Consider the following 20,901-nt stretch of genomic DNA (forward strand, 5'->3'; position numbering starts at 1 on the left):
TTAAAATGTGTATTATGTTTAAATTTTTCACTAAAATTGGGCTCTTTTTATATTTAAAATAATTCTAATGAATACAAGTAAATTTACTGCAGTACTTTTATTTTTAACTGCAGTCGTTTTTGGACAGCAAAAGATAACTGTCGAAAATGTTTTTGGCGGTACTTTCCGGGCTAAAGGAATGGATGAGCTGCAATCGCTAAAAAATACAAATCAATATACTGTTTTAAATGTTGATATGGCGAGCAGAAGTATGCAGATTGATTTATATGATTTTGCAACGCTAAAAAAAGTATCGAATCTTATTGATACCAAAAACCATAAAGAACTTGCCGACGGAATTGACAGCTATACTTTTGATGCTTCTGAAAAAAAGATCTTAATTGCTTGTAATTCAAATAAAATCTTCCGTCACTCTTTTACTGCTGATTATTTCCTTTATGATATCGCAGCAAAATCTCTAACTAAATTGGTTGATTTCCAAATTCAAGAACCAACATTCTCACCTGACGGAACTAAAATTGCTTACGCGAAAGAAAACAACTTGTATATTTATGATGTTGCTTCAAAAAAATCAACGGCAGTTACAACTGATGGAAAGAAAAATGCCGTTATAAATGGAATTACGGACTGGGTTTACGAAGAAGAATTCGCTTTTGTACGTGCGTTTGACTGGAGTAAAGACAGTAAAAAACTAGCTTATATTCGTTTTGACGAAAGCCAAGTTCCAGAATTTTCGATGTCAATATTTCACAAAGATTTATATCCAAAAATTGAAACGTTCAAATATCCTAAAGCTGGAGAAAAAAATTCTGTAGTTTCATTGCATATTTATGATGCTGCCGGAAATACTTCTAAAAAAGTAGATTTAGGAAATTACAATGATTTCTACATTGCAAGAATGCAATGGACAAATGATGCAAATGTGCTTTCTGCGCAGGTTTTAAACCGTCATCAGGATAATTTAGATCTATTGTTTGTTGATGGCAATACAGCTGTAGCAAAAGTAGTTTTAAATGAAAAAGATAAAGCTTACGTAGATATTACAGACAATCTGACTTTCTTAAAAGACAACAGTTTTATCTGGACAAGCGAAAAAGACGGTTTTAATCATATTTATGTATATGATAAAAACGGAAAACTTAAAAATCAGGTTACAAAAGGAAACTGGGAAGTAACTAATTACTACGGTTTCGACGAAAAAAACAAAACTATTTTCTACCAATCTACAGAAAATGGTTCTATAAACAGAGCAGTTTACCGTATTTCATTAGACGGAAAAAATAAAACAGCTTTAACGGCTAAAGTTGGAACAAACGCGGCGACTTTTAGTCCAAATTTCCAATACTTTATCAATACGTATTCTAGTGCTTCTCAGCCAACAACTTATACTTTGAATGAAGCAAAATCTGGAAAAGAAATTCAGGTTATCGAAAACAACCAAGCACTTGCTGATAAATTAAAAGGATATGATCTTCCTTTAAAAGAATTTATTGTTTTAAAAACAGCAAAAGGAAACGAATTGAATGCTTGGATTTTAAAACCAAAAGATTTTGATCCTTCAAAAAAATACCCTGTTTTCATGTTCCAATATTCTGGTCCAGGATCACAGCAGGTAGCAAATCAATGGAATAATTCTAATGATTACTGGTTTATTTCATTGACACAGCAAGGTTATATTGTGGCTTGTGTTGACGGAAGAGGTACAGGCTACAAAGGAGCAGATTTCAAAAAAGTGACTCAAAAAGAATTAGGAAAATACGAAGTAGAAGATCAGATTGATGCGGCAAAAGTAATTGGTGCTTACTCTTATGTTGACGCTTCTAGAATTGGAATTTTCGGATGGAGCTATGGTGGATTTATGGCTTCTAACTGTATTTTTCAAGGAAACGATGTATTCAAAATGGCAATTGCCGTTGCTCCGGTTACAAACTGGCGTTTTTATGACAGTGTTTATACGGAAAGATACATGCAGACTCCGCAGGAAAATGCAAGCGGATACGATCAAAACTCTCCTATAAATCACGTTAGTAAATTAAAAGGAAAGTTTTTATTGATTCACGGTTCTGGAGATGACAACGTTCACGTTCAGAATTCAATGCAGATGATGGAAGCTTTAATCCAAGCAAATAAGCAATTTGATTCTCAAATTTATCCAGATAAAGATCATGGTATTTATGGCGGAAACACGAGAATTCAGCTTTACAATAAAATGACCAATTTTATCAAAGAAAATTTATAATCTAAAAATATACTAAACCTAATTAAACAGAATATAATATGGGAGAAACTCAAGTAAAAACTGCGCATCCAAAAGGACTTTGGGTATTGTTTGGAACGGAGATGTGGGAGCGATTCAATTTTTATGGAATGCGAGCTTTATTGACTTTATTTCTTGTAAATTCATTATTAATGAAAGAAGAGGAAGCTTCGCTAATTTATGGTGGTTTTCTTGGACTTTGTTATTTAACGCCAATGTTGGGTGGTTTTGTTGCCGATCGTTATTTAGGAAACAGAAACTGTATTCTTTTAGGAGGATTATTAATGGCAATTGGGCAAATGCTTTTGTTTACCAGCGGAAGTGTTTTTGAATCAAATTTAGGTCTGGCAAAAATCATCATGTATTCTGCATTAGGTGTAATTGTTTTTGGTAACGGATTCTTCAAACCAAATATTTCTAGTATGGTGGGAAGTTTGTACCCAAAACAAGAAAAAACAAAATTGGATAGTGCTTTTACTATTTTCTATATGGGAATTAACATCGGAGCATTTCTTGGGCAGTCAATCTGTCCATTATTAGGAGATGTTAAAGATGCAGGCGGAGTTAGAGATATCCACGCTTTTAGATGGGGATTCATGGCAGCTTCTGTTGCAATGTTATTAGGGACAATTCTTTTTTACTTCTTAAAAAATAAATATGTGGTTTCTCCAGAAGGAAAACCATTAGGCGGACTTCCGTCTAAAAACGATGCTTCAGATTTTGAAGAAGGAGAAGCGCAAAAAGCAAACTTTTCTACTAAAGCTTTGATCGGTGCTGGAGTTGCATTTATTGCTTTAGGATTCTTTTTCCATTATGTTGTGGGGCAGAACTTGATTTATACTTTAATTTATTCAAGTGGTTTAGCATTAGCTGGATTAATTATTTCTGATACTTCTTTGACTAAAATTGAAAGAGATAGAATCATTGTAATTTACATTGTTTCGTTCTTTATTATTTTTTTCTGGGCAGCGTTTGAGCAGGCAGGTTCGTCTTTGACTTTTATTGCTGATAACCAAACAGACAGACATTTCTTCGGATGGGCAATGCCGCCGTCGATGGTTCAAATTTTTAATGGATTATTCGTGGTGCTTTTGGCTGTTCCTTTTAGTGTTCTTTGGGATACTTTAAGAGCTAAAGGAAAAGAACCTATTTCGCCAGTAAAACTTGCTGCAGGATTAGTAATAATTTCGATCAGCTTCTTAATGATTGCTACTCAGGTTTCTTATATCGGAACTTCTGGACTTTTATTAGTTAAATGGCTTATCTTATTATATTTCTTAAACACATGTGCAGAATTATGTTTATCTCCAATTGGTTTATCATTGGTAGGTAAATTATCTCCAAAGCGTTTTGCATCGTTATTATACGGAGTATTCTTCTTGTCAAATGCGTCTGGATACGCATTAGGAGGAACTTTAGGTTCTATCTTGCCGGCAACTGGTGATAAATTTGCAAAAGCAAAAGAACTTGGAATCGATCTTCAAGCAGTTTTAGATAAAAAAATAACACCATCAGCTGAGCAATTAGCTTTATTGGATCAACATCAGATTAGTGCGCAAAATCCAATTTTTGCAGGATTCGAAATCCATAATTTATATGAGTTCTTTATGGTTTTTGTTGTCTTGACAGGTATTGCGGCAATTTTATTATTTGCTTTAACACCACTTTTGAAAAAATTAATGCACGGTGTTAGATAAATGGAAAGCAAGATTACTTTAGAAGAAATTCAAAATTTTGAAGGCAAGTACCCAAAACAATTGTGGTACTTGTTTTTGGTTGAAATGTGGGAGCGTTTCTGTTTCTACGGAATGAGAGGGGTTTTAGCAGTTTTCATGGTAGACCAATTAGGTCTGGTTGAAGGAAAAGCAAATCTTCAATATGGTGCAGTACAGGCTTTTGTTTATGCTTTTACGTTTATTGGAGGGATTTTTGCAGATAAAATTTTAGGATTTAAAAAATCGCTTCTTTTTGGAGGAATCGTTATGATTTTGGGTAATTTGCTAATTGCTGCAAATCCTCACGATTTCTTTTACTATGGAATAACACTTTCTATTATCGGGACAGGTTTTTTTAAACCAAACGTTTCTTCCATGGTAGGAGAATTATATCATGAAAACGACGGCCGTCGTGATGCTGGTTACGGATTATTTTATGCTGGGATTAATATTGGAGGAATGCTCGGTGGAGCAATACCGATTTATTTAGGGAAAAATTATTCATGGAGTCTTTGTTTTCTTTCGGCGGCGATTGTTATGATAATTGGTGTTGTAACTTTTCTTCTAACGAAAAAGCATTTAGCACCAATTGGAAATTCTCCATTAGAAAATCATGCGCCTAAAAAACGAAATCTTTATGAGATTGCTGTTTATGTAGGATCTTTTGCAGTGATTCCACTAGTTTACATGATGGTTATAAATTCTGATTTTACAGAGTATTTTATGTATACTATAGGGATTTTAGCTTTGGTATATTTTTTATACGAATTGATACTAATAAAAGAAAGAAAGCAGCAACTTAAGTTTTTGGCTGCCTTTATTTTTATTTTTGCATATTTTATGTTTATGGCAATTTCTGAGCAATCAGGAGGTTCGTTGTCGTTATTTGCCAAAGATAATTTAACGAATAAACTGTTGTTCTTTAATATCGATCCAAATGTTGTTAATAATAGTATTAACTCACTGTATGTTATTATTTTTAGTCCATTATTAGGCTTTTTGTGGATCTATATGTCTAAACGAAAAATAGAGCCTAATACAGTAATTAAATTTGGTTTGTCATTTATTTTATTAGCAGCAGGTTTTTTTATCTTTTATGCTGCTAGATATTTTGTAAACCAAGACGGATTAAGTTCGCTAGACGTATTTGCTTTAGGATACCTTTTGTATACATTGGGTGAATTGTGTATCGGTCCAATCGGAATGTCGGTAATTACAAAATTGTCTCCAAAAAGATTATTTGGAATGATGATGGGATTATGGTTTCTTTCTAGTGCATTCGGACAGTTTGCTGCTGGTAAATTAGGAGCTGAAATGTCTGATGCCAATACAGGAACTACATTAATGTCTAAACTTATTGCTTACACAAGCGGATATTATCAATTGGCTGTTTATGCTCTTATTGCAGGTATTGCATTTATTGTTCTAACGCCATTAATTAGAAGATTAATGCAAGAAGTTAAATAATTACATTGTAATCACTTTTTGTATAAATTTGTGGAAAATTTCTCATTATGAAAAAAATAGTACTTATTGCTTTGTTTTTACTTGGTGCTGCAAATCTTCAGGCACAAGAATTAAAATGGTATACAGATGTTAGGGAAGCGATTACTGTTAGCAATAAAGAACAAAAGCCTATGCTTATGTTTTTTACTGGTAGTGATTGGTGTGGCTGGTGTATTCGTTTGCAAAATGAAGTTTTAAAGACTGCTGAATTTAAAAAATGGGCAACAGATAATGTAGTTTTAGTGGAATTAGATTATCCTAGATCTGTTCCGCAGACTCCAGAGCTTAAAAGTCAAAATAACGAATTGCAACAAGCTTTTGGTATTCAGGGGTTTCCAACTGTTTTCTTTACAAGTGCAGAAACAAAAGAAGGAAAAGTCAACTTTAAAGGTCTTGGTAAAACAGGCTATGTGGCTGGCGGACCATCAGCATGGTTAACTGTTGCAGAAGGAATTGTACATCCAAAGAAATTATAAATTTCGATTTAAAATAATCAAAAAAAGCCTCTTACTTAGTAAGGGGCTTTTTTATGTTTAGTAGGAAAAATTCTTTACAAAACGCTTCTAGATTGTGTATTTTATATTTTATTATATATAAAAAAACACATAATGTATTTTTTGTGCCAATAAAATTTGGATAACTAAAATATAATGTTAATTTCGTCTTGCTAATCTAACCAAAACCAATTTATATGACTAAAAAATTACTTATCCTACTGTTTTTTTTAGGGTCATTTATGATGCAAGCACAAAATAATCTAGCATGGAGAACAAACATGACAGATGCTATCGCCATAAGTAATGACCAGAAAAAACCAATGTTGATTTTATTCACTGCCTCAGGTGTACCAGAAAATCTTCAAAATGAAATCTTTAAAACTCCCGATTTTGCTGTTTGGTCACGAGATAACGTGGTCTTAGTAAAACTGGATTTGTCTGATATGAACGCTTCAGATAGCGATCGCGAACAAAATGTGAAATTGAAAAATGCATTTGGAGTTCAAGATCTTCCAGAAGTATGCTTTGCAATGGCGTCAGTAAGAAAAAACAAAACTACTTTTAGCGCTTTAGGAAAAATAGCGTATAAACCTGGAGGAGCCAAGGCTTGGATTGCAGAATCAAATGCAATTTTACATCCAGCAGAATAGTAAACGATTTCATTCGACTTTTATTTTAATTTTTTTTTAGTCCCTTTCTTTTTTACAGAAGGGGATTTTTTTATAAAAAGGTTTACTAAGAATTTGATTATTTTAATTAGTGTTTATTTTACATTTATTAAAAAATAGACTATTTATTAGCAATTTGATTTTAATGTTTAGAAGTTGGTTTTTAATCGCTTAAAAGTTTTTATTGGATTATATTTTTATACTACTTTAGTTTTATTAACATAACCAAAACCAAAATTATATGCCGAAAAAACTACTTATCCTACTACTGTTTTTAAGTCCATTTTGTATGAATTCTCAAAATATAATATGGAAAACAGACATTAATGACGCTGTGGCTACAAGTGCAGAAAAGAGAAAACCCTTGCTGATTTTTTTTACAGGGCAGGGTGTAAACCAGCAGCTGCAAAATGAAATTTTTTCTACTCGAGATTTTGAAGATTGGGCTCGTAAAAATGTTATTTTGGTCAAACTAGATCTTTCAGATCCTACTATTACTGATGCCGCTAAAGAGCAAAACTTACGTTTAAAGAATGCTTTTGGTATTGAAGAGATTCCGCAAGTTTGTTTTTCTGAAGTGACTGTTAGAAAAGACAAAACAAATTTTAACAAACTCGGACTTATTGGATATACTTCTTCTAGTGCGAAAGCTTGGATTTCTGAATCCAATTCGATTTTAAATCCAGAATAAAAATTATAATCTATAATATCCCTTTTCTTTTGTTGAATGAAAAGGGATATTTTTTTTATGGCAGCTAGTTTTCCAATATTTCTGAATGGAATTGGAGTTGGAGCCGTCTGAAATTACAATTTTAGGCTTCATATTTTGCAGTAATCGATCTAGATTAATTCTAGAACTTTGAGTAAGAATTAAAATATCGGGATTTATTTTTTCTGAAAAAGTTCTACTGCTGTCCATAATCAGAATTTTGGTGTTTTTAAAGTAAAGCAGATTTTGAATCTTTTTAATTCCAGACAAATCAATTGAATTTCCGACGAGGTACGAATTAATATTTTTGTTGTTATGAATTGTAGTGTCTCTGCTATAAAGCACAATATTTTTTCCTAAACGCTCAGAAATAAGTGTATTGTTCTTTTCGTTGTAAACAATTAATTCTTTTTGTTTTTCAGTTTTTATTTTGGTAAAAATAAAAGCAAGCTGAATCAGTATAATAGAAGCAGATGCCAATAGCAATTTCTGAAAATTCGGTTTTTTGATCCAGATTATTGTGCTTATTATAAAGATTGAGAATGTCCATAAATGATATATATTGAAGCTAATGTCACGAATAACAAATGAATCCACAGAGGCGACCGCATGAATCATAAGGTTTAACAGATAAATGCTTTTCTCAAAAATCATTGTAATAAATAATGGTGGACTGCTAAAAATAGCAATAATCATAACGACGATTCCGGCAATCATGATAAATGATAAAAGTGGAAGTATGATGATATTTGTGATAAAAAACAATCCTGGAAATTGATGAAAATAATAAAGGCATAAAGGCAACGTGCCAATCTGCGCAGCAAACGAAACAGTTAGCGCTTCCCAAATGTAAACCGCTAACTTGTTTTTTGGTTTGTAGATATTTTTTAAAATGGGCTGTAGCCAAAGAATGAAAAATAACGCCAAATAACTTAATTGAAAACCAACATCAAATAGGAAATACGGTTCAAAAAGTAAGATCAATAAAATCGAAACCAATAAAGTATGGTAGATATTGCCGTTTCTGCGAAGATGATTGCCAATGGCAAGAAATGAAAACATCACTACAGATCTTAGAACGGAAGGAGATAAACCTGAAATTACCGCAAAGCCAGCTAAAGAAACGAGAATCGAAGCTAATTTAATAAATGAACCTTTTTTGGTGTTTGGAATCGGCTTTAGAATAAAAGTGATAAAAAGCATTATAAAACCCACGTGAAGCCCAGAAACCGACAAAACGTGCGTAGCTCCCGAATATTGATAATCTTGAATAATGTCGGGTGAAATCTCTTGCTGTTGGCCTAAAATTAATGCCAAAGCTACATTCATTTCCTCTTTATTGAACTTTGATTTTTCAAGATTGGAAATTATTCTCGAATGCAATCTAGCGCAATAGTACCAAATGTCTTTTTGAATAGTTTTACTAACTAGAATTTGATTTTTCTGGCAATAAATCTGTGCATAGATTTGTTTGTCTGCCAAATAACGGCTGTAGTCAAATTGATTCGGATTTTTGCTTGATTTGTTTTCCTGTAAAACCGTTTGAATTTTAATGCTGTTGCCAATAATCAAATGGTTTTTGCTACTGTCCTTCTGAACGTTTATAATTATTTTTCCCGAAAACGGTTTTCCTGAGATCGTTTTTATAAGGCCGATGTATCTATCGCTGTAATCATTGCTTTTTAATTTTTCTCTTAAAAGTAAAGTTATAGATTGAGAATTTTTGAAAGCAGATTTGCAATTGGTGTAATTGTTTTTCTGAAGATTTTCGGTATGGCTTAAAAGCGTAAAAAAGCCAATGAAGAAAGACAAAATATGACTTGAAAATCCGAATAAAAAAGATTTCTTATTTCGGTTTAAAGCCCAAAAGAAAGCTCCGCAAAAAGAGACAAAACTCAGCGCAAGCAAAATAATAACAAATGAAATCGAAAAATGCAGATAGTACGAGGCAATTACGCCAAGTGCAAAAGCAATTGTAATTTTTACTAACGGAAAATCTAATACTTTCATGGTGTAAAAGTATTAAATATTTGTAAGAAAATTAATAAATTTTGTTTAAGGAATAACTCTGTTTACTTGTTCAAAAGAGTTTTTATAATAAGGTTCTTTAGTAGAAGAAATAATTACACCTTTTGATGTAGAAGAATGCACAAATTTTACTTCATCAGAATTGACTTCTGTAATTAATCCGACGTGATTTATAGTTCTACTTTTATTGGTTTTAAAGAAAATCAAATCTCCCTTTTGGGCATCATTTAGTGGAATTACCTTTCCAACTTTTGCCTGTTCGTAAGAGGGTCTCGGAAGTTTGATATTCTCACTTTCAAAAGTGGTGTAAACAAGTCCTGAGCAATCAAATCCGCTTTTGGTGGTTCCGCCAGCTTTATATCGAACTCCAATATTATCAGTTGCTTTTTCGATTAAATTATTAACCAAATACCTGTTTTCTTTTTTTGATTCGCTTTTTGTATTGCTATTTTTTGATACCGCTGTTGAAGTCGATTTACAAGAAGTAAAAGCGATTGCTAAAAGCAGAAAAAGGATTAATCTTTTCAAAATCAGTTAATTATTTTGTTTTAAATCGGCTACGATAAGTTTTGCAGTGTTTTTGCTTGCACCAACTCCACCTAATTTTTGTTCTAATATATCGTAATTTTGCAGCACTTTATTGCGATGGCTAGGCTCTAATAATTTTTGAAGCTCTTCTTTAATTCGTTTTTTGTTGCAATCTCCTTGAATTAATTCGGTTACTACTTCCCTGTCCATAATTAAATTAACCAGAGAAATGTATTTTAAAGTAATGATTCGTTTTGCAATCTGATAAGAAACTTCGCTTCCTTTATAGCAAACCACTTCAGGCACTTTAAAAAGAGCCGTTTCTAGAGTTGCCGTTCCAGAAGTTACTAGCGCAGCTGTTGAAGAACGAAGCAAATCGTAAGTTTTATTTGAAACAAAGGCAATATTTTTGTTTTTTAGAAACTGCTGATAAAATTCATATTCCTGACTAGGAGCGCCTGCAATCACAAATTCATAATCCTGAAAATCATCAACAACACTTAGCATTACGCTCAGCATTTTGGTAATTTCCTGTTTACGGCTTCCTGGCAGAACAGCAATAATTGGTTTTTCGCCGAGATTATTTTCTTTTCTAAAAGACTCTTCGTCAAATGCTGGCTGATTCTGAATGGCATCAATAAGCGGATGCCCGACAAAATCTACAGGGAAATGATGTTTGTCTTCGTAAAAACTTTTTTCGAAAGGCAAAATAACATACATCTTATCGACGTCTTGTTTGATGGCTTTGATTCGGTTTTCTTTCCAAGCCCAAATCTGAGGAGAAATATAATAATGCGTTTTATAACCTAATTCTTTAGCCCATTTTGCAATTCGCATATTAAAACCAGGATAATCAATAAAAATAATAACATCTGGCTGAAACTCCGTGATGTCTTTTTTGCAGATTTTAATATTATTTAAAATAGTTTTTAAATTGAAAACCACTTCGATAAAACCCATAAAAGCGAGGTCGCGATAGTGTTTTACGAGAGTTCCGCCTGCTTTTTGCATTAAGTCGCCGCCCCAAAATCTAATTTCTGCTTCTGGATCTTCAACATATAATGCCTTCATTAAATTGGAACCGTGTAAATCTCCGGAGGCTTCTCCTGCAATGATGTAATACTTCATGTTGGTTTTTTTGTATAGTGCTAAGTGTCACTCCGCAATAACGGTGACTTAGCAAAGATAATATTTAAATAACTAATGTAGAAATTGCCAGTACAATCACCGCTAAAATTACACCTCGAGCCATAAATTCTTTATTTCTTTTTAAAAGAATAGCAAATACAGCAAGATTTAAAAGTGTTCCTAAAGTGATTATTTTTCCCAAATATCCTTGCTTTCTAATCATTTGAAATCCTGAAGAAATGTCAAATGTTGTAAAAAAAGTGATGAATAGATAGCTTCCTAAAAGAGCCGTAAAAATTCCGATTAAAAAACCGATTAGTATTTCTTTAGTCATTTAATTTCCAAGTGTTAAGTTGCTGAATAGAGTGGTGGGCAGTCAAGTCAAATTGTACAGGAACTACAGAAATATATCCGTTTGCCAGAGCCCATTCGTCGGTATCTTCTCCTTGATCTTCGTTTACAAATTTTCCGGCAAGCCAGTAATAATCTTTTCCAAAAGGAGTTTGTCTTTTTTCAAATTTCTGTGCGTAGTAGGCTTTCGCTTGACGGCAAACTTTAATTCCTTTAATTTCTGATTCTTTAAGTTTTGGAAAATTGACGTTTAAAACAACTCCAGGAGGGAGTTTATTGGCAAGGGTTTCTAAAGCAATTTTTTTGACAAATGATTTTATTGGTTCAAAATCGGCATTCCAATCAAAATCCAAAAGAGAAAAACCAATTGCCTGAATACCTTCAATTCCAGCTTCTACAGCTGCACTCATTGTTCCAGAATAAATGACATTGATAGAAGAATTCGATCCGTGGTTTATTCCCGAAACGCACAAATCTGGTTTTCGTTTTAAGATTTCGTTGACAGCAAGTTTTACACAATCAACAGGAGTTCCAGAACAGCTGTATTCTGCAATTGTGTCATTTTCTTTCGAAATTTTATCTATAAACAATGTATTGTTTACTGTTATGGCGTGACCCATTGCGCTTTGTGGTTTGTCTGGCGCAACGACAATTACATCGCCTATGGTTTCCATAACGCTAATAAGGGCTCTAATTCCGGGAGCCAGAATACCATCATCGTTAGTTACTAAAATTAGTGGTTTCTCAGCTTTCATTTAATAAAAATTATGTGTAGTTTTAACAATTGTAAGATTTTAAATCTAAATTTAATCGCAAATTATTCGAGGAAAGTCACAAATAATGCAAAATTTGTCAACTAAGGTAAAGAACTTTTTTGCGAATTAAACATTTTTATATCTTTAACAAAAAATTATCGTGACGTTAGCTCTCGTGGCATAGTTTTTAACGTAATTTAGATAAAAAATTTTGATGAATGCTATTATAAAGTTTATGAAAAGAAATTATAAGATACTCATAGCCGTATTGTGCTTATCGCTTACCTTATTTGCATTTAAAATGAATGCCGATAGGACAATCGACCCAGATCCTAATAGAGACAAGACACTTTTGGAATTGCTAGCATTTGTTATTGAAAAAGGGCATTATAGTCCGGCAGAAATAAATGATGAATTCTCAAAAGGTATTTTTAAAGATTATATTGAGGCTCTAGATCCTTCAAAAAGATTTTTCCTTCAGTCTGATATTGATGAGTTTAAGCAATATGAATTAATGTTGGATGATCAGTTTTTGAATAAAGACATTACATTCTTCAACCTGACTTATACAAGGTTAATGAAGCGTATGGAAGAAAGCAAAAAACGTTATAAAACGATTTTAGCGCAGCCATTTAACTATAATGTTGATGAAACTTTTGATGCGGATTATGAAAAAATCCCGTATGCAAAAAACTTAGCTGAGATTAATGAAAGATGGAGAAAACAAATAAAATTATCTACACTTTCTTCTTTAGTTACTAAACAAAAAATTGAAGAAGAAAAGAAGAAAAAAGATCCAGCTTACAAAGAAAAGTCTTTTGAAACTTTAGAGAAAGAAACTCGCGAAAGTTCTCTAAAATCTCTAGATGATAATTTTAGCGTAATTAAAGATTTGAATAGAGAATACTGGTTTTCTGTGTATTTGAATTCTATCATGGCTCGTTTTGACCCACATACAAGTTATTTTGCACCAGAAGAAAAAGACCGTTTTGATGTTAATATCAGTGGTAAATTGGAAGGAATCGGAGCTCGTTTGACTAAGAAAAATGATTTTACTCAAATTGACGAATTGATTTCTGGAGGTCCGGCTTGGAAAGGGAAACAGCTAGAAGCGGGAGATTTAATTTTGAAAGTTGCTCAAGGAAATGAGGAACCGGTAGATGTTGTCGGAATGCGTTTGGACGATGTGGTGAAAAAAATTAAAGGTCACAAAGGAACTGAAGTAAAACTGACAGTTAAAAAAGTAGACGGTTCTATTAAAGTGATTTCAATTATTAGAGATGTTGTTGAAATTGAAGAAACCTACGCTAAATCTAGTATTGTTGAGAAAAACGGATTGAAATATGGGGTGATTTATCTTCCTAAATTTTATATCGATTTTGAAAATAAAGATGGACGTGACGCAGGAAAAGATATTGCTCGCGAGGTTGAAAGATTGAAACAGCAAAATATTAACGGTATCGTGTTAGATGTTCGTGATGATGGTGGTGGATCTCTTTCTACAGTGGTTGATATTGCAGGTTTATTTATCGAAGAAGGACCAATTGTTCAGGTAAAATCTGCTGGTAAGAAGAAAGAAGTTTTATACGATAAAGATAAAAAAATCGAATGGGATGGTCCGCTTGTAATTATGGTGAACAGTTTTTCTGCTTCGGCATCTGAAATTTTAGCGGCAGCTATTCAAGATTACAAACGTGGAGTTATTATCGGAAGTAAACAAACTTATGGTAAAGGAACTGTACAAAACGTATTAGATTTAAATCAGTTTGTGCGTAATGCAAACTACGGAGATCTTGGCGCATTGAAAATTACAGGACAGAAATTTTACAGAATTAATGGAGGTTCGACTCAATTAGAAGGGGTTCATAGTGATGTGGTAATGCCAGATCGTTATGCTTACTTAAAAATGGGAGAAAGAGATATCGACAATGCAATGCCTTGGGACAAAATTGATCCAGCCGATTATAGCACTTGGACTTCTACTGAGAATTTCAATAAAGCAATTATGAATAGTAAAAACAGAATTGCTCAAAATGCTCAGTTCAAATTGATTGATGATAACGCGAAATGGATCGATGTTAAAAACAAAGAGAACGTATACAGCTTGAATATTAAGAGCTTTAAAGCAACTCAAGAACAAGTAGAAAACGAAGGAAAAAAATACAAACCAATTTCTGATTACAAAAACGATTTGATTTTTAAATCTCTTCCTTATGAAGAAGATGAAATGAAAGCAGACGCTTCTTTAAAAGAGAAAAGAGATGCTTGGCACCAAGCTTTATCTAAAGATGTTTATGTAGAAGAAGCTTTGAATGTTTTGGATGATTTACAGACAAAGGGTTTAGTAAAAAATACGGTTAATCCTAAAATGAAGAAGGATAAACTAGTGAAGTCTTAAGTTCGAAAAGAATTTAATTTGTTTAAAAACGCTCTATAAATTTTTGAATTTATGGAGCGTTTTTTTGTAAGTTTAACTTTTAAAAAATAGAAATATGAAAGTTTGTTTGAGTTTGGTTTTAATGGGCTTCGCTTTGTTTTCTTGTAAAAAGGAAAATGTCGAAATTACTGAAAAAGGAAGTAATGAAGAAGCTGTTTCTTTTAAAGGAAATTCTACAAGTACAGATTCTGTCTATACTATTGCTTATTTGCCAACTTCGACAACAAAACAGATTGTAAAACATCAATATTATACATTGTCATATAATGAAAAATTTGAGCAAGCTGAATGGGTGGCTTACGAATTGAAAAAAGAATATTTGAAAAATAATGATTTTAAAAGACCTTATTTTATAGAAGATCCAAAAGTAACAACAGGTTCTGCAGATTGGAGAAACTATAAAAAATCGGGATACGATAAAGGACATCTTTGCCCTGCTGGAGATATGGAATTTAGTAAAGAGGCTTACAATGATACTTTTTATACTTCGAATATTTCTCCGCAGAAAAAAGAATTTAATGCTGGAATTTGGAATAGAATAGAGCAGAAGACGCGTTACTGGGCTGGGAAATACAATGATATTTATGTAGTGACTGGCGGAATTCTAAAAGATTCGGATAAAAAAATAGGGACAGAAAATGTTGCTGTCCCTAAATATTTTTATAAAATTGTTTTAGCTAAAAATGGTAAAGAACATAAAGCAATTGCTTTTTGGGTTCCAAACGAAAAGAGCGACAAATCGATTTATGATTTTGTTGTTCCGATTGAAACTTTAGAAAAAATGACTGGAATTGATTTCTTTCCGAATATTAAAAATTTAAAAAGTAGTAAGGACTTTTAAATCTGCAATAGTTTCTGTTGGATTTTCAGCTTTAAAAACAAAGCTTCCAGCGACCAAAACATCGGCTCCAGCTTCTACTAATTGTTTGGCATTTTTGCTTGTTACGCCACCGTCGATTTCGATTAGTGTTGAAGCGTTTTTGCGTGTTATTAGCGCTTTTAGTTTTTTTACTTTGTCGTAAGTGTTTTCAATGAATGACTGGCCTCCAAATCCTGGATTTACGCTCATAATGCAAACTACGTCGATATCATTAATAATGTCTTCTAATAAGTCAACATTAGTATGTGGATTCATTGCTACTCCAGCTTTCATTCCTTCTGCTTTAATCGCTTGCAATGTTCTATGTAAATGTGTGCAAGCTTCGTAATGTACGGTTAGTCCATTTGCGCCTAAATCGGCAAAAGTTTTAATGTATCGATCTGGATCGATAATCATTAAATGTACATCAATATATTTTTTGGCATGTTTTGAAATTGCTTCTAAAACCGGCATTCCGAAAGAAATATTCGGTACAAAAACTCCATCCATAATATCGATATGAAACCAGTCGGCTTGACTGTTGTTAATCATTTCGACATCACGCTGTAAATTAGCAAAATCTGCAGCAAGAACTGAAGGAGCAATAAATGTATTTTTCATTGTGTAGTTGTGTGTTGTTTTTTACAAAGATACTTAGAATGTGAAATTTTACCACAAAGCTCGCAAAGGATTTTCGCAGAGTGCGCAAAGTTTTTTTTAATAAATAAGAAGGCAAAGTTCGCAAAGCTTTGCGGACTTTATCTTTAACAAGAACCTTTTTATAATCTTAGCGCGCTCTGCGAAAATCCTATGCGCCCTTTGCGTAACAAAAAGATTAACAAATAAAAAACTCCGGTAATCAGCCGGAGTTTCAATCATCAATCAAAAAACGAACAGTCAATCAAACTGTTGTTTGCGGTAAAATTCCAAATTATAAAACCCAAATTCCAATTTGTGTTGGAATTTGGAATTTTAGTATTGAAATTTAATATTGTTATCCTAAATAAGTTTTAAGGATTTTACTTCTAGAAGTGTGTTTCAATCTACGGATTGCTTTTTCTTTAATCTGACGAACACGCTCACGAGTTAGGTCGAAAGTTTCACCAATTTCCTCTAGAGTCATTGGGTGTTGGTCGCCAAGACCAAAATACAAACGCACAACATCTGCCTCTCTTGGAGTTAATGTTTCTAAAGAACGTTCGATTTCAGTACGAAGAGATTCGTGAATTAATTCTCTATCTGGATTTGGAGATTCACCAGAACGTAAAACGTCATAAAGGTTAGAATCTTCTCCTTCAACAAGAGGAGCATCCATAGATAGGTGACGTCCAGAGTTTTTCATAGACTCTTTTACGTCGTTTACAGTCATGTCAAGTTCTTTTGCAATTTCCTCAGCAGAAGGCGGACGCTCGTTAGATTGCTCTAATAACGCGTACATTTTGTTGATTTTATTGATAGAACCAATTTTATTTAATGGTAAACGTACAATACGTGATTGTTCAGCCAAAGCTTGAAGAATCGATTGACGAATCCACCATACAGCGTAAGAAATGAATTTAAAACCACGAGTTTCATCAAAACGTTGAGCCGCTTTAATTAAACCTAAGTTTCCTTCATTAATTAAGTCAGGAAGAGTTAATCCTTGATTTTGATATTGTTTAGCCACAGATACTACGAAACGTAGGTTGGCTTTTGTTAGTTTTTCTAAAGCTCTTTGATCACCAGCCTTTATTCTTTGTGCTAATTCTACCTCTTCATCAGCGGTAATTAGGTCAACTTTTCCAATTTCTTGTAGATATTTATCTAACGATGCAGTTTCACGATTAGTTACCTGCTTGGTGATTTTAAGTTGTCTCATGTTGTTGTCTCCCTATTTTTTAAAGTGTACAAATGGTTATACGTAAGGAGTATCGAAAAAGTTACAATTATTTTAAAAATATTTTTTAAAATTTGTATGTTACGCCAGATTGAATGGATAAACTATAAGGTTTTGGTGCAGTATAGTCTTTAAATGTGGTTAAATAGTATTTAAAAATTGGATTAAAATCTAATTGAAATTTATCATTTAACTTATAATAAAACCCCATTCCTAAATTGAATGATAAATTCATTTTATTCAAATTTTTAGTTGAGCCAATTCCTTCTTTTTTTAAATTATTTGAGGAAATATAAAGTTGGTTTGCATCTGAAATCAATACGCTGAATCCGCTAAAAGCATCAATTCCGTATGGGGTTTCATCTTTTTTGATAGCGTAATTAAATTCTAAAGGAATTTCATAATAGGATATTTTTTGGACTAACTTAATATTTTCATCATTACCTATAAGATTATAAATATTATTATTTGTCAAAACCATATTTTCATAATTGATAGGCGATTCACTATTTAGATGATTGGATATTTTTAAGTTTATTTTAGAAATACCAGCTTTGAAACCATATTTTCCATACATAGTTTTGAAGTAAACTCCATAATGGGAAGTTATCGGATGGCTTTTTGAAACATCATCAAAGGACTCATTTATTGTTGATTTTCCTGATAATGAACCATAGATTGCCGGTCCGTAAAAAATAGAAACTGAGAATTCAGGTTCGTTTTCTCTTTTTTGCTCAGAATATTCTCTTTTAATATATTCTCTTTTAGGAGTTGTTTTTTTCTCTTCTTTAGAAGCAATGCTGTCTTGTTTAATTGTTTTCGGATTGTCTGAATCTTCTAAACTTTGTTTGCTGGTTTTTGTATTGCTTTTTTCTGAATCTTCAGTTTTTATGGGCTGATTTTGTTTGAAAACAATAGAATCAACTTGTCTTTTTTGAATAGCCGATTTCTTATTTTTGCTTTTATTTTTTGAAATGCTATTTTTCGAAATACTATTTTTTGGATTCTTTAAAACGGTTTTAGAACTTGATTTTTTAGGAAAGAAAGATGTTTTTTTAGTAATACTATTTGATTCCTTTAAAGTTCGTTCTCGTTTTGCTGAATCAGAATTAGACTTTTTAGAAGTTGCTACAGTTTTATTTTTTCTAATAATTACTTTATATTTTTTTACCACTTCATATTCTTCATATTCATCTGTTGTAGCTACCAATTTTGAAGATTGTTTAATTAGTTTTTCTGTTCTGCTTTTCTTAATTTTTGTTTTTGCTTCACTTGAGTTTCCAACTGTTTTTTTTGTAATTGGTTTGGTTGTATAAACCGTTGTTTTGTTTGCAGAATCTTGTAAAATATTGTTGTTAATCACGAAAGGTTTTTTTGGGGCATTTGTTGTCTCTGGTTGATTGAAAATGGTTCTGCCATTTTCAAAATGTAATGGTTTGTCTTGATTTTGTTTTAATTCTAAAAAGAAAATCGAACTTGCAATTCCCATTAGTAATAGACTTTGAATAAGCCAAAATAAAAGGCGTCTTTTTCTTTTTTTATTTAAATCACTTTCAATTGAAGCCCATAAATTATTACTTGGATTTTTATCCAAAAGCTCTAATTTGTCTTTAAATATTTTACCTATTTCTTTCTTATTTTCCATCGTTTGCTTGATAATTATGGAATGACTTTTTTGAAGTGATTTTTTCTTTTAGAATTAATTTTGCTCTATGTAGATTAGATTTCGATGTGCCTTCACTTATAGAGAGCATTTCTGCAATTTCTTTATGAGTGTATTCATCAAGTTCATATAGGTTGAAAATTAACCGATATTGATGTGGCAATTCTTGTATTAATAATAACAAATAATCGATAGGATAATCCATATCAGCTTCATTGATTGTGATTTCAGGAATGTTGTCATCTTTAATTGGTATGAGGAAAAAGGAATTTCTATATCTGCTGATTGCTTTATTTATTAAGATTCTTTTCATCCATCCTTCAAAACTTCCTGATGCTTTAAAGTTTTTTATCTTGGTAAATATTTCAATAAAAGTATCGTGGAGAATATCTTCGGCTTCAGAATCATTTTGGCAATATTTTAGACTTATCACAAAAAGACTTTTATAATAAAGATTATAAAGTTCTTCTTGTGATTTCCGGTTCTGCTTGATGCAGCCTTTTATGATTTGGTCTAAATTCAAAAATGAAACGATTTGTATTGTTTAATATAAGAATCAAAAATCCTTTTTGCTAAACTAAAAGTATCTTACAACTCTAGCTTTAGTGCTGCTTTTTTCTGGAATTTTTGATGTAGAAGTTTTTTCTCCTGTTTTAAAATTAATTGTTGAAACTTCTTTTTGATTAATTTCTGTTGAACTCCAATAAATGGAATTTGTAAAATTACCTAAATTGCTTAAATATAGATTTTTGTAGATTAATTCTAATTCGTTAATTGATGGTAAAAACCAATCGCTGTAAATATCTTGATTAAATAATACAGCATCTTTAGCCAAAAGAGTTCCGTTGTTTAAATTGCTGCAAATTGTTGGATTTGTGTAGTAATTGGTTATGTTATCATGAAAAATAACGATTTGCGATGTATTGTAATAACCACTTCCAATATCATTATTTCTTGCTTTAGATATAGATGAAGCTATACATCCCCATTCTAAATCTTTTAAATCTTTTGTAGCAACTTCTATATAACGCCATCCAAAACTATATTGGCCTTTGTCATAAAAAACAATTCCATTTGCTGGCCCTGTATCGCCAATTTTGTATGGATATTTAGTTTCATATAAAAGTTCTAGTTTTATGTTTTTATCCAATATTTTTAGGACCATATTTGTGCCATTCATCTGTACTTCGCCATCAATGCTCCAATATTTACCTAATTCAGATTGGTTATCTATATTTATATTTAGATGTAATTTATCATCGATAAATAAGAAAAACCATGTTCCGTTGTATTCTTCATTATTGAAATAAAAGACTAAAGTCCCATCTGAGTTTATCAAAAATCTACCACTTAAATAAGTGTTTTCATTAGTTTGAGAATAAGTTACTCTCCAATAATAATCTAATGGTTTATCCAAAGGGGGAGAAATAATTCCGTTGCAATATTCTATGATATCTTCTCTTGTGCAGTTTTTAAGAGCAATATTCAGTTCTGAATTACTATTTACAGAATAAACAGTGTTATCGGCTAAAGTTGTTGAAATAGGGTAGCTAATACTTAAAGATTGATCAGTAGAAAGATTTTCTAAAATTGTACTAAATTGAGCATCACTCATTATATATCGTATTCCAATAGAATTCTGATTGCTATCGTAAGTCTTTAAAGCTAAAGGATAAATGAATTCTACGCATGGAGCTGATTCTCCTTCTTCAAGCGTTTTTTTAGAAGTTGTGTTTTCTAATGCATTATATAACTCAGAATCTTTTTTAATTAATTTTCCAAATTCTCCAGTTTTTAAATTAACAGCTTCATGTGGATTGTCTTGAAATTCGCATCCGTAAACAATAAATATGAATAGTAGAATGCCTGTTGCTATTTTCGGAAAATTTTTCATTGTAGATGACTTTTTAAATTCAGTTCTAAA

18 protein-coding genes are annotated in these 20,901 nt (G+C 32.0%); 8 read left to right on the forward strand and 10 right to left on the reverse strand.

Annotated features, from left to right (window positions below):
- Positions 1–67: 67 nt before the first annotated feature.
- From AC3E9W_RS04565 to AC3E9W_RS04590, 6 genes are all read left to right on the forward strand, one after another.
- Complete coding sequence (locus tag AC3E9W_RS04565; protein WP_488767164.1) at positions 68–2,239, forward strand: S9 family peptidase; 2,172 nt, start codon at positions 68–70, stop codon at positions 2,237–2,239.
- 38 nt (positions 2,240–2,277) lie between these two features.
- Positions 2,278–3,954: a peptide MFS transporter gene (locus tag AC3E9W_RS04570; RefSeq protein ID WP_456890940.1), complete on the forward strand. Its 1,677-nt coding sequence runs from the start codon at positions 2,278–2,280 to the stop codon at positions 3,952–3,954.
- On the forward strand, positions 3,955–5,439 hold the full coding sequence (locus AC3E9W_RS04575; RefSeq protein WP_488767166.1) for a peptide MFS transporter: 1,485 nt from the start codon (positions 3,955–3,957) through the stop codon (positions 5,437–5,439).
- Between the two features lie 47 nt (positions 5,440–5,486).
- The gene (locus tag AC3E9W_RS04580; RefSeq protein WP_456890936.1) at positions 5,487–5,954 is read left to right on the forward strand and encodes a thioredoxin family protein; all 468 of its coding nucleotides are present in this window, start codon (positions 5,487–5,489) and stop codon (positions 5,952–5,954) included.
- 215 nt (positions 5,955–6,169) lie between these two features.
- Positions 6,170–6,625 carry a thioredoxin domain-containing protein gene (locus AC3E9W_RS04585; RefSeq protein WP_306155734.1) on the forward strand — a complete coding sequence of 152 codons (456 nt, stop codon included), beginning with the start codon at positions 6,170–6,172 and terminating at the stop codon, positions 6,623–6,625.
- A gap of 259 nt (positions 6,626–6,884) precedes the next feature.
- Positions 6,885–7,334: a thioredoxin family protein gene (locus AC3E9W_RS04590; protein WP_488767168.1), complete on the forward strand. Its 450-nt coding sequence runs from the start codon at positions 6,885–6,887 to the stop codon at positions 7,332–7,334.
- A gap of 3 nt (positions 7,335–7,337) precedes the next feature.
- Here AC3E9W_RS04590 and AC3E9W_RS04595 read toward each other — a convergent pair whose 3' ends face one another.
- From AC3E9W_RS04595 to surE, 5 genes are all read right to left on the reverse strand, one after another.
- Positions 7,338–9,362, reverse strand: a complete 2,025-nt coding sequence (locus AC3E9W_RS04595; protein WP_488767170.1) for a ComEC/Rec2 family competence protein — start codon at positions 9,360–9,362, stop codon at positions 7,338–7,340.
- A gap of 45 nt (positions 9,363–9,407) precedes the next feature.
- Positions 9,408–9,908 (reverse strand): C40 family peptidase, encoded by a 501-nt coding sequence (locus AC3E9W_RS04600; RefSeq protein ID WP_488767171.1) that lies wholly within the window; start codon positions 9,906–9,908, stop codon positions 9,408–9,410.
- 6 nt (positions 9,909–9,914) lie between these two features.
- A complete protein-coding gene (lpxB, locus tag AC3E9W_RS04605) occupies positions 9,915–11,036 on the reverse strand; it encodes a lipid-A-disaccharide synthase (RefSeq protein WP_488767172.1) in 1,122 nt (373 codons plus the stop codon).
- A 64-nt stretch (positions 11,037–11,100) separates the two neighbouring features.
- Complete coding sequence (locus tag AC3E9W_RS04610; protein WP_456890927.1) at positions 11,101–11,370, reverse strand: hypothetical protein; 270 nt, start codon at positions 11,368–11,370, stop codon at positions 11,101–11,103.
- Positions 11,363–12,142: a 5'/3'-nucleotidase SurE gene (gene surE / locus AC3E9W_RS04615; protein WP_306155742.1), complete on the reverse strand. Its 780-nt coding sequence runs from the start codon at positions 12,140–12,142 to the stop codon at positions 11,363–11,365. Before surE ends, AC3E9W_RS04610 begins: the two co-directional genes overlap by 8 nt.
- Before the next feature lie 214 nt (positions 12,143–12,356).
- Here surE and AC3E9W_RS04620 point away from each other — a divergent pair, with 214 nt between their 5' ends.
- Entirely contained in the window at positions 12,357–14,540 is a 2,184-nt protein-coding gene (locus tag AC3E9W_RS04620) for a carboxy terminal-processing peptidase (protein ID WP_488767174.1), read from the forward strand.
- Between the two features lie 94 nt (positions 14,541–14,634).
- The gene (locus AC3E9W_RS04625; RefSeq protein WP_488767176.1) at positions 14,635–15,420 is read left to right on the forward strand and encodes a DNA/RNA non-specific endonuclease; all 786 of its coding nucleotides are present in this window, start codon (positions 14,635–14,637) and stop codon (positions 15,418–15,420) included.
- On the opposite strand, the gene rpe is transcribed toward AC3E9W_RS04625, so the two are convergent.
- The 5 genes from rpe to AC3E9W_RS04650 form a co-directional block, all read right to left on the reverse strand.
- Positions 15,397–16,059: a ribulose-phosphate 3-epimerase gene (rpe, locus tag AC3E9W_RS04630; RefSeq protein WP_488767178.1), complete on the reverse strand. Its 663-nt coding sequence runs from the start codon at positions 16,057–16,059 to the stop codon at positions 15,397–15,399. The two genes, AC3E9W_RS04625 and rpe, sit on opposite strands and share 24 nt — an antisense overlap.
- Positions 16,060–16,432: 373 nt before the next feature.
- On the reverse strand, positions 16,433–17,296 hold the full coding sequence (locus AC3E9W_RS04635) for a sigma-70 family RNA polymerase sigma factor (protein ID WP_007804760.1): 864 nt from the start codon (positions 17,294–17,296) through the stop codon (positions 16,433–16,435).
- 85 nt (positions 17,297–17,381) lie between these two features.
- Positions 17,382–18,959 (reverse strand): hypothetical protein, encoded by a 1,578-nt coding sequence (locus AC3E9W_RS04640; RefSeq protein WP_488767180.1) that lies wholly within the window; start codon positions 18,957–18,959, stop codon positions 17,382–17,384.
- Positions 18,949–19,500 (reverse strand): RNA polymerase sigma factor, encoded by a 552-nt coding sequence (locus AC3E9W_RS04645; protein ID WP_488767182.1) that lies wholly within the window; start codon positions 19,498–19,500, stop codon positions 18,949–18,951. The genes AC3E9W_RS04640 and AC3E9W_RS04645 overlap by 11 nt, the downstream gene beginning before the upstream one ends.
- A gap of 54 nt (positions 19,501–19,554) precedes the next feature.
- Positions 19,555–20,871, reverse strand: coding sequence for an Lcl C-terminal domain-containing protein (locus tag AC3E9W_RS04650; RefSeq protein ID WP_488767183.1), 1,317 nt, complete (start codon positions 20,869–20,871; stop codon positions 19,555–19,557).
- Between the last annotated feature and the right edge of the window lie 30 nt (positions 20,872–20,901).

Source organism: Flavobacterium sp. 38 (assembly GCF_057799715.1).

Excerpts from the sequence above, each read along its gene's own strand:
- AC3E9W_RS04580 (WP_456890936.1), top strand. The coding sequence starts at position 5,487 with ATGAAAAAAATAGTACTTATTGCTTTGTTTTTACTTGGTGCTGCAAAT.
- AC3E9W_RS04620 (WP_488767174.1), top strand. The coding sequence starts at position 12,357 with ATGAATGCTATTATAAAGTTTATGAAAAGAAATTATAAGATACTCATA.
- AC3E9W_RS04650 (WP_488767183.1), bottom strand. The coding sequence starts at position 20,871 with ATGAAAAATTTTCCGAAAATAGCAACAGGCATTCTACTATTCATATTT.
- AC3E9W_RS04595 (WP_488767170.1), bottom strand. The coding sequence starts at position 9,362 with ATGAAAGTATTAGATTTTCCGTTAGTAAAAATTACAATTGCTTTTGCA.
- surE (WP_306155742.1), bottom strand. The coding sequence starts at position 12,142 with ATGAAAGCTGAGAAACCACTAATTTTAGTAACTAACGATGATGGTATT.
- AC3E9W_RS04575 (WP_488767166.1), top strand. The coding sequence starts at position 3,955 with ATGGAAAGCAAGATTACTTTAGAAGAAATTCAAAATTTTGAAGGCAAG.
- AC3E9W_RS04590 (WP_488767168.1), top strand. The coding sequence starts at position 6,885 with ATGCCGAAAAAACTACTTATCCTACTACTGTTTTTAAGTCCATTTTGT.
- AC3E9W_RS04625 (WP_488767176.1), top strand. The coding sequence starts at position 14,635 with ATGAAAGTTTGTTTGAGTTTGGTTTTAATGGGCTTCGCTTTGTTTTCT.
- lpxB (WP_488767172.1), bottom strand. The coding sequence starts at position 11,036 with ATGAAGTATTACATCATTGCAGGAGAAGCCTCCGGAGATTTACACGGT.
- rpe (WP_488767178.1), bottom strand. The coding sequence starts at position 16,059 with ATGAAAAATACATTTATTGCTCCTTCAGTTCTTGCTGCAGATTTTGCT.
- AC3E9W_RS04570 (WP_456890940.1), top strand. The coding sequence starts at position 2,278 with ATGGGAGAAACTCAAGTAAAAACTGCGCATCCAAAAGGACTTTGGGTA.
- AC3E9W_RS04585 (WP_306155734.1), top strand. The coding sequence starts at position 6,170 with ATGACTAAAAAATTACTTATCCTACTGTTTTTTTTAGGGTCATTTATG.
- AC3E9W_RS04635 (WP_007804760.1), bottom strand. The coding sequence starts at position 17,296 with ATGAGACAACTTAAAATCACCAAGCAGGTAACTAATCGTGAAACTGCA.
- AC3E9W_RS04610 (WP_456890927.1), bottom strand. The coding sequence starts at position 11,370 with ATGACTAAAGAAATACTAATCGGTTTTTTAATCGGAATTTTTACGGCT.
- AC3E9W_RS04565 (WP_488767164.1), top strand. The coding sequence starts at position 68 with ATGAATACAAGTAAATTTACTGCAGTACTTTTATTTTTAACTGCAGTC.
- AC3E9W_RS04640 (WP_488767180.1), bottom strand. The coding sequence starts at position 18,959 with ATGGAAAATAAGAAAGAAATAGGTAAAATATTTAAAGACAAATTAGAG.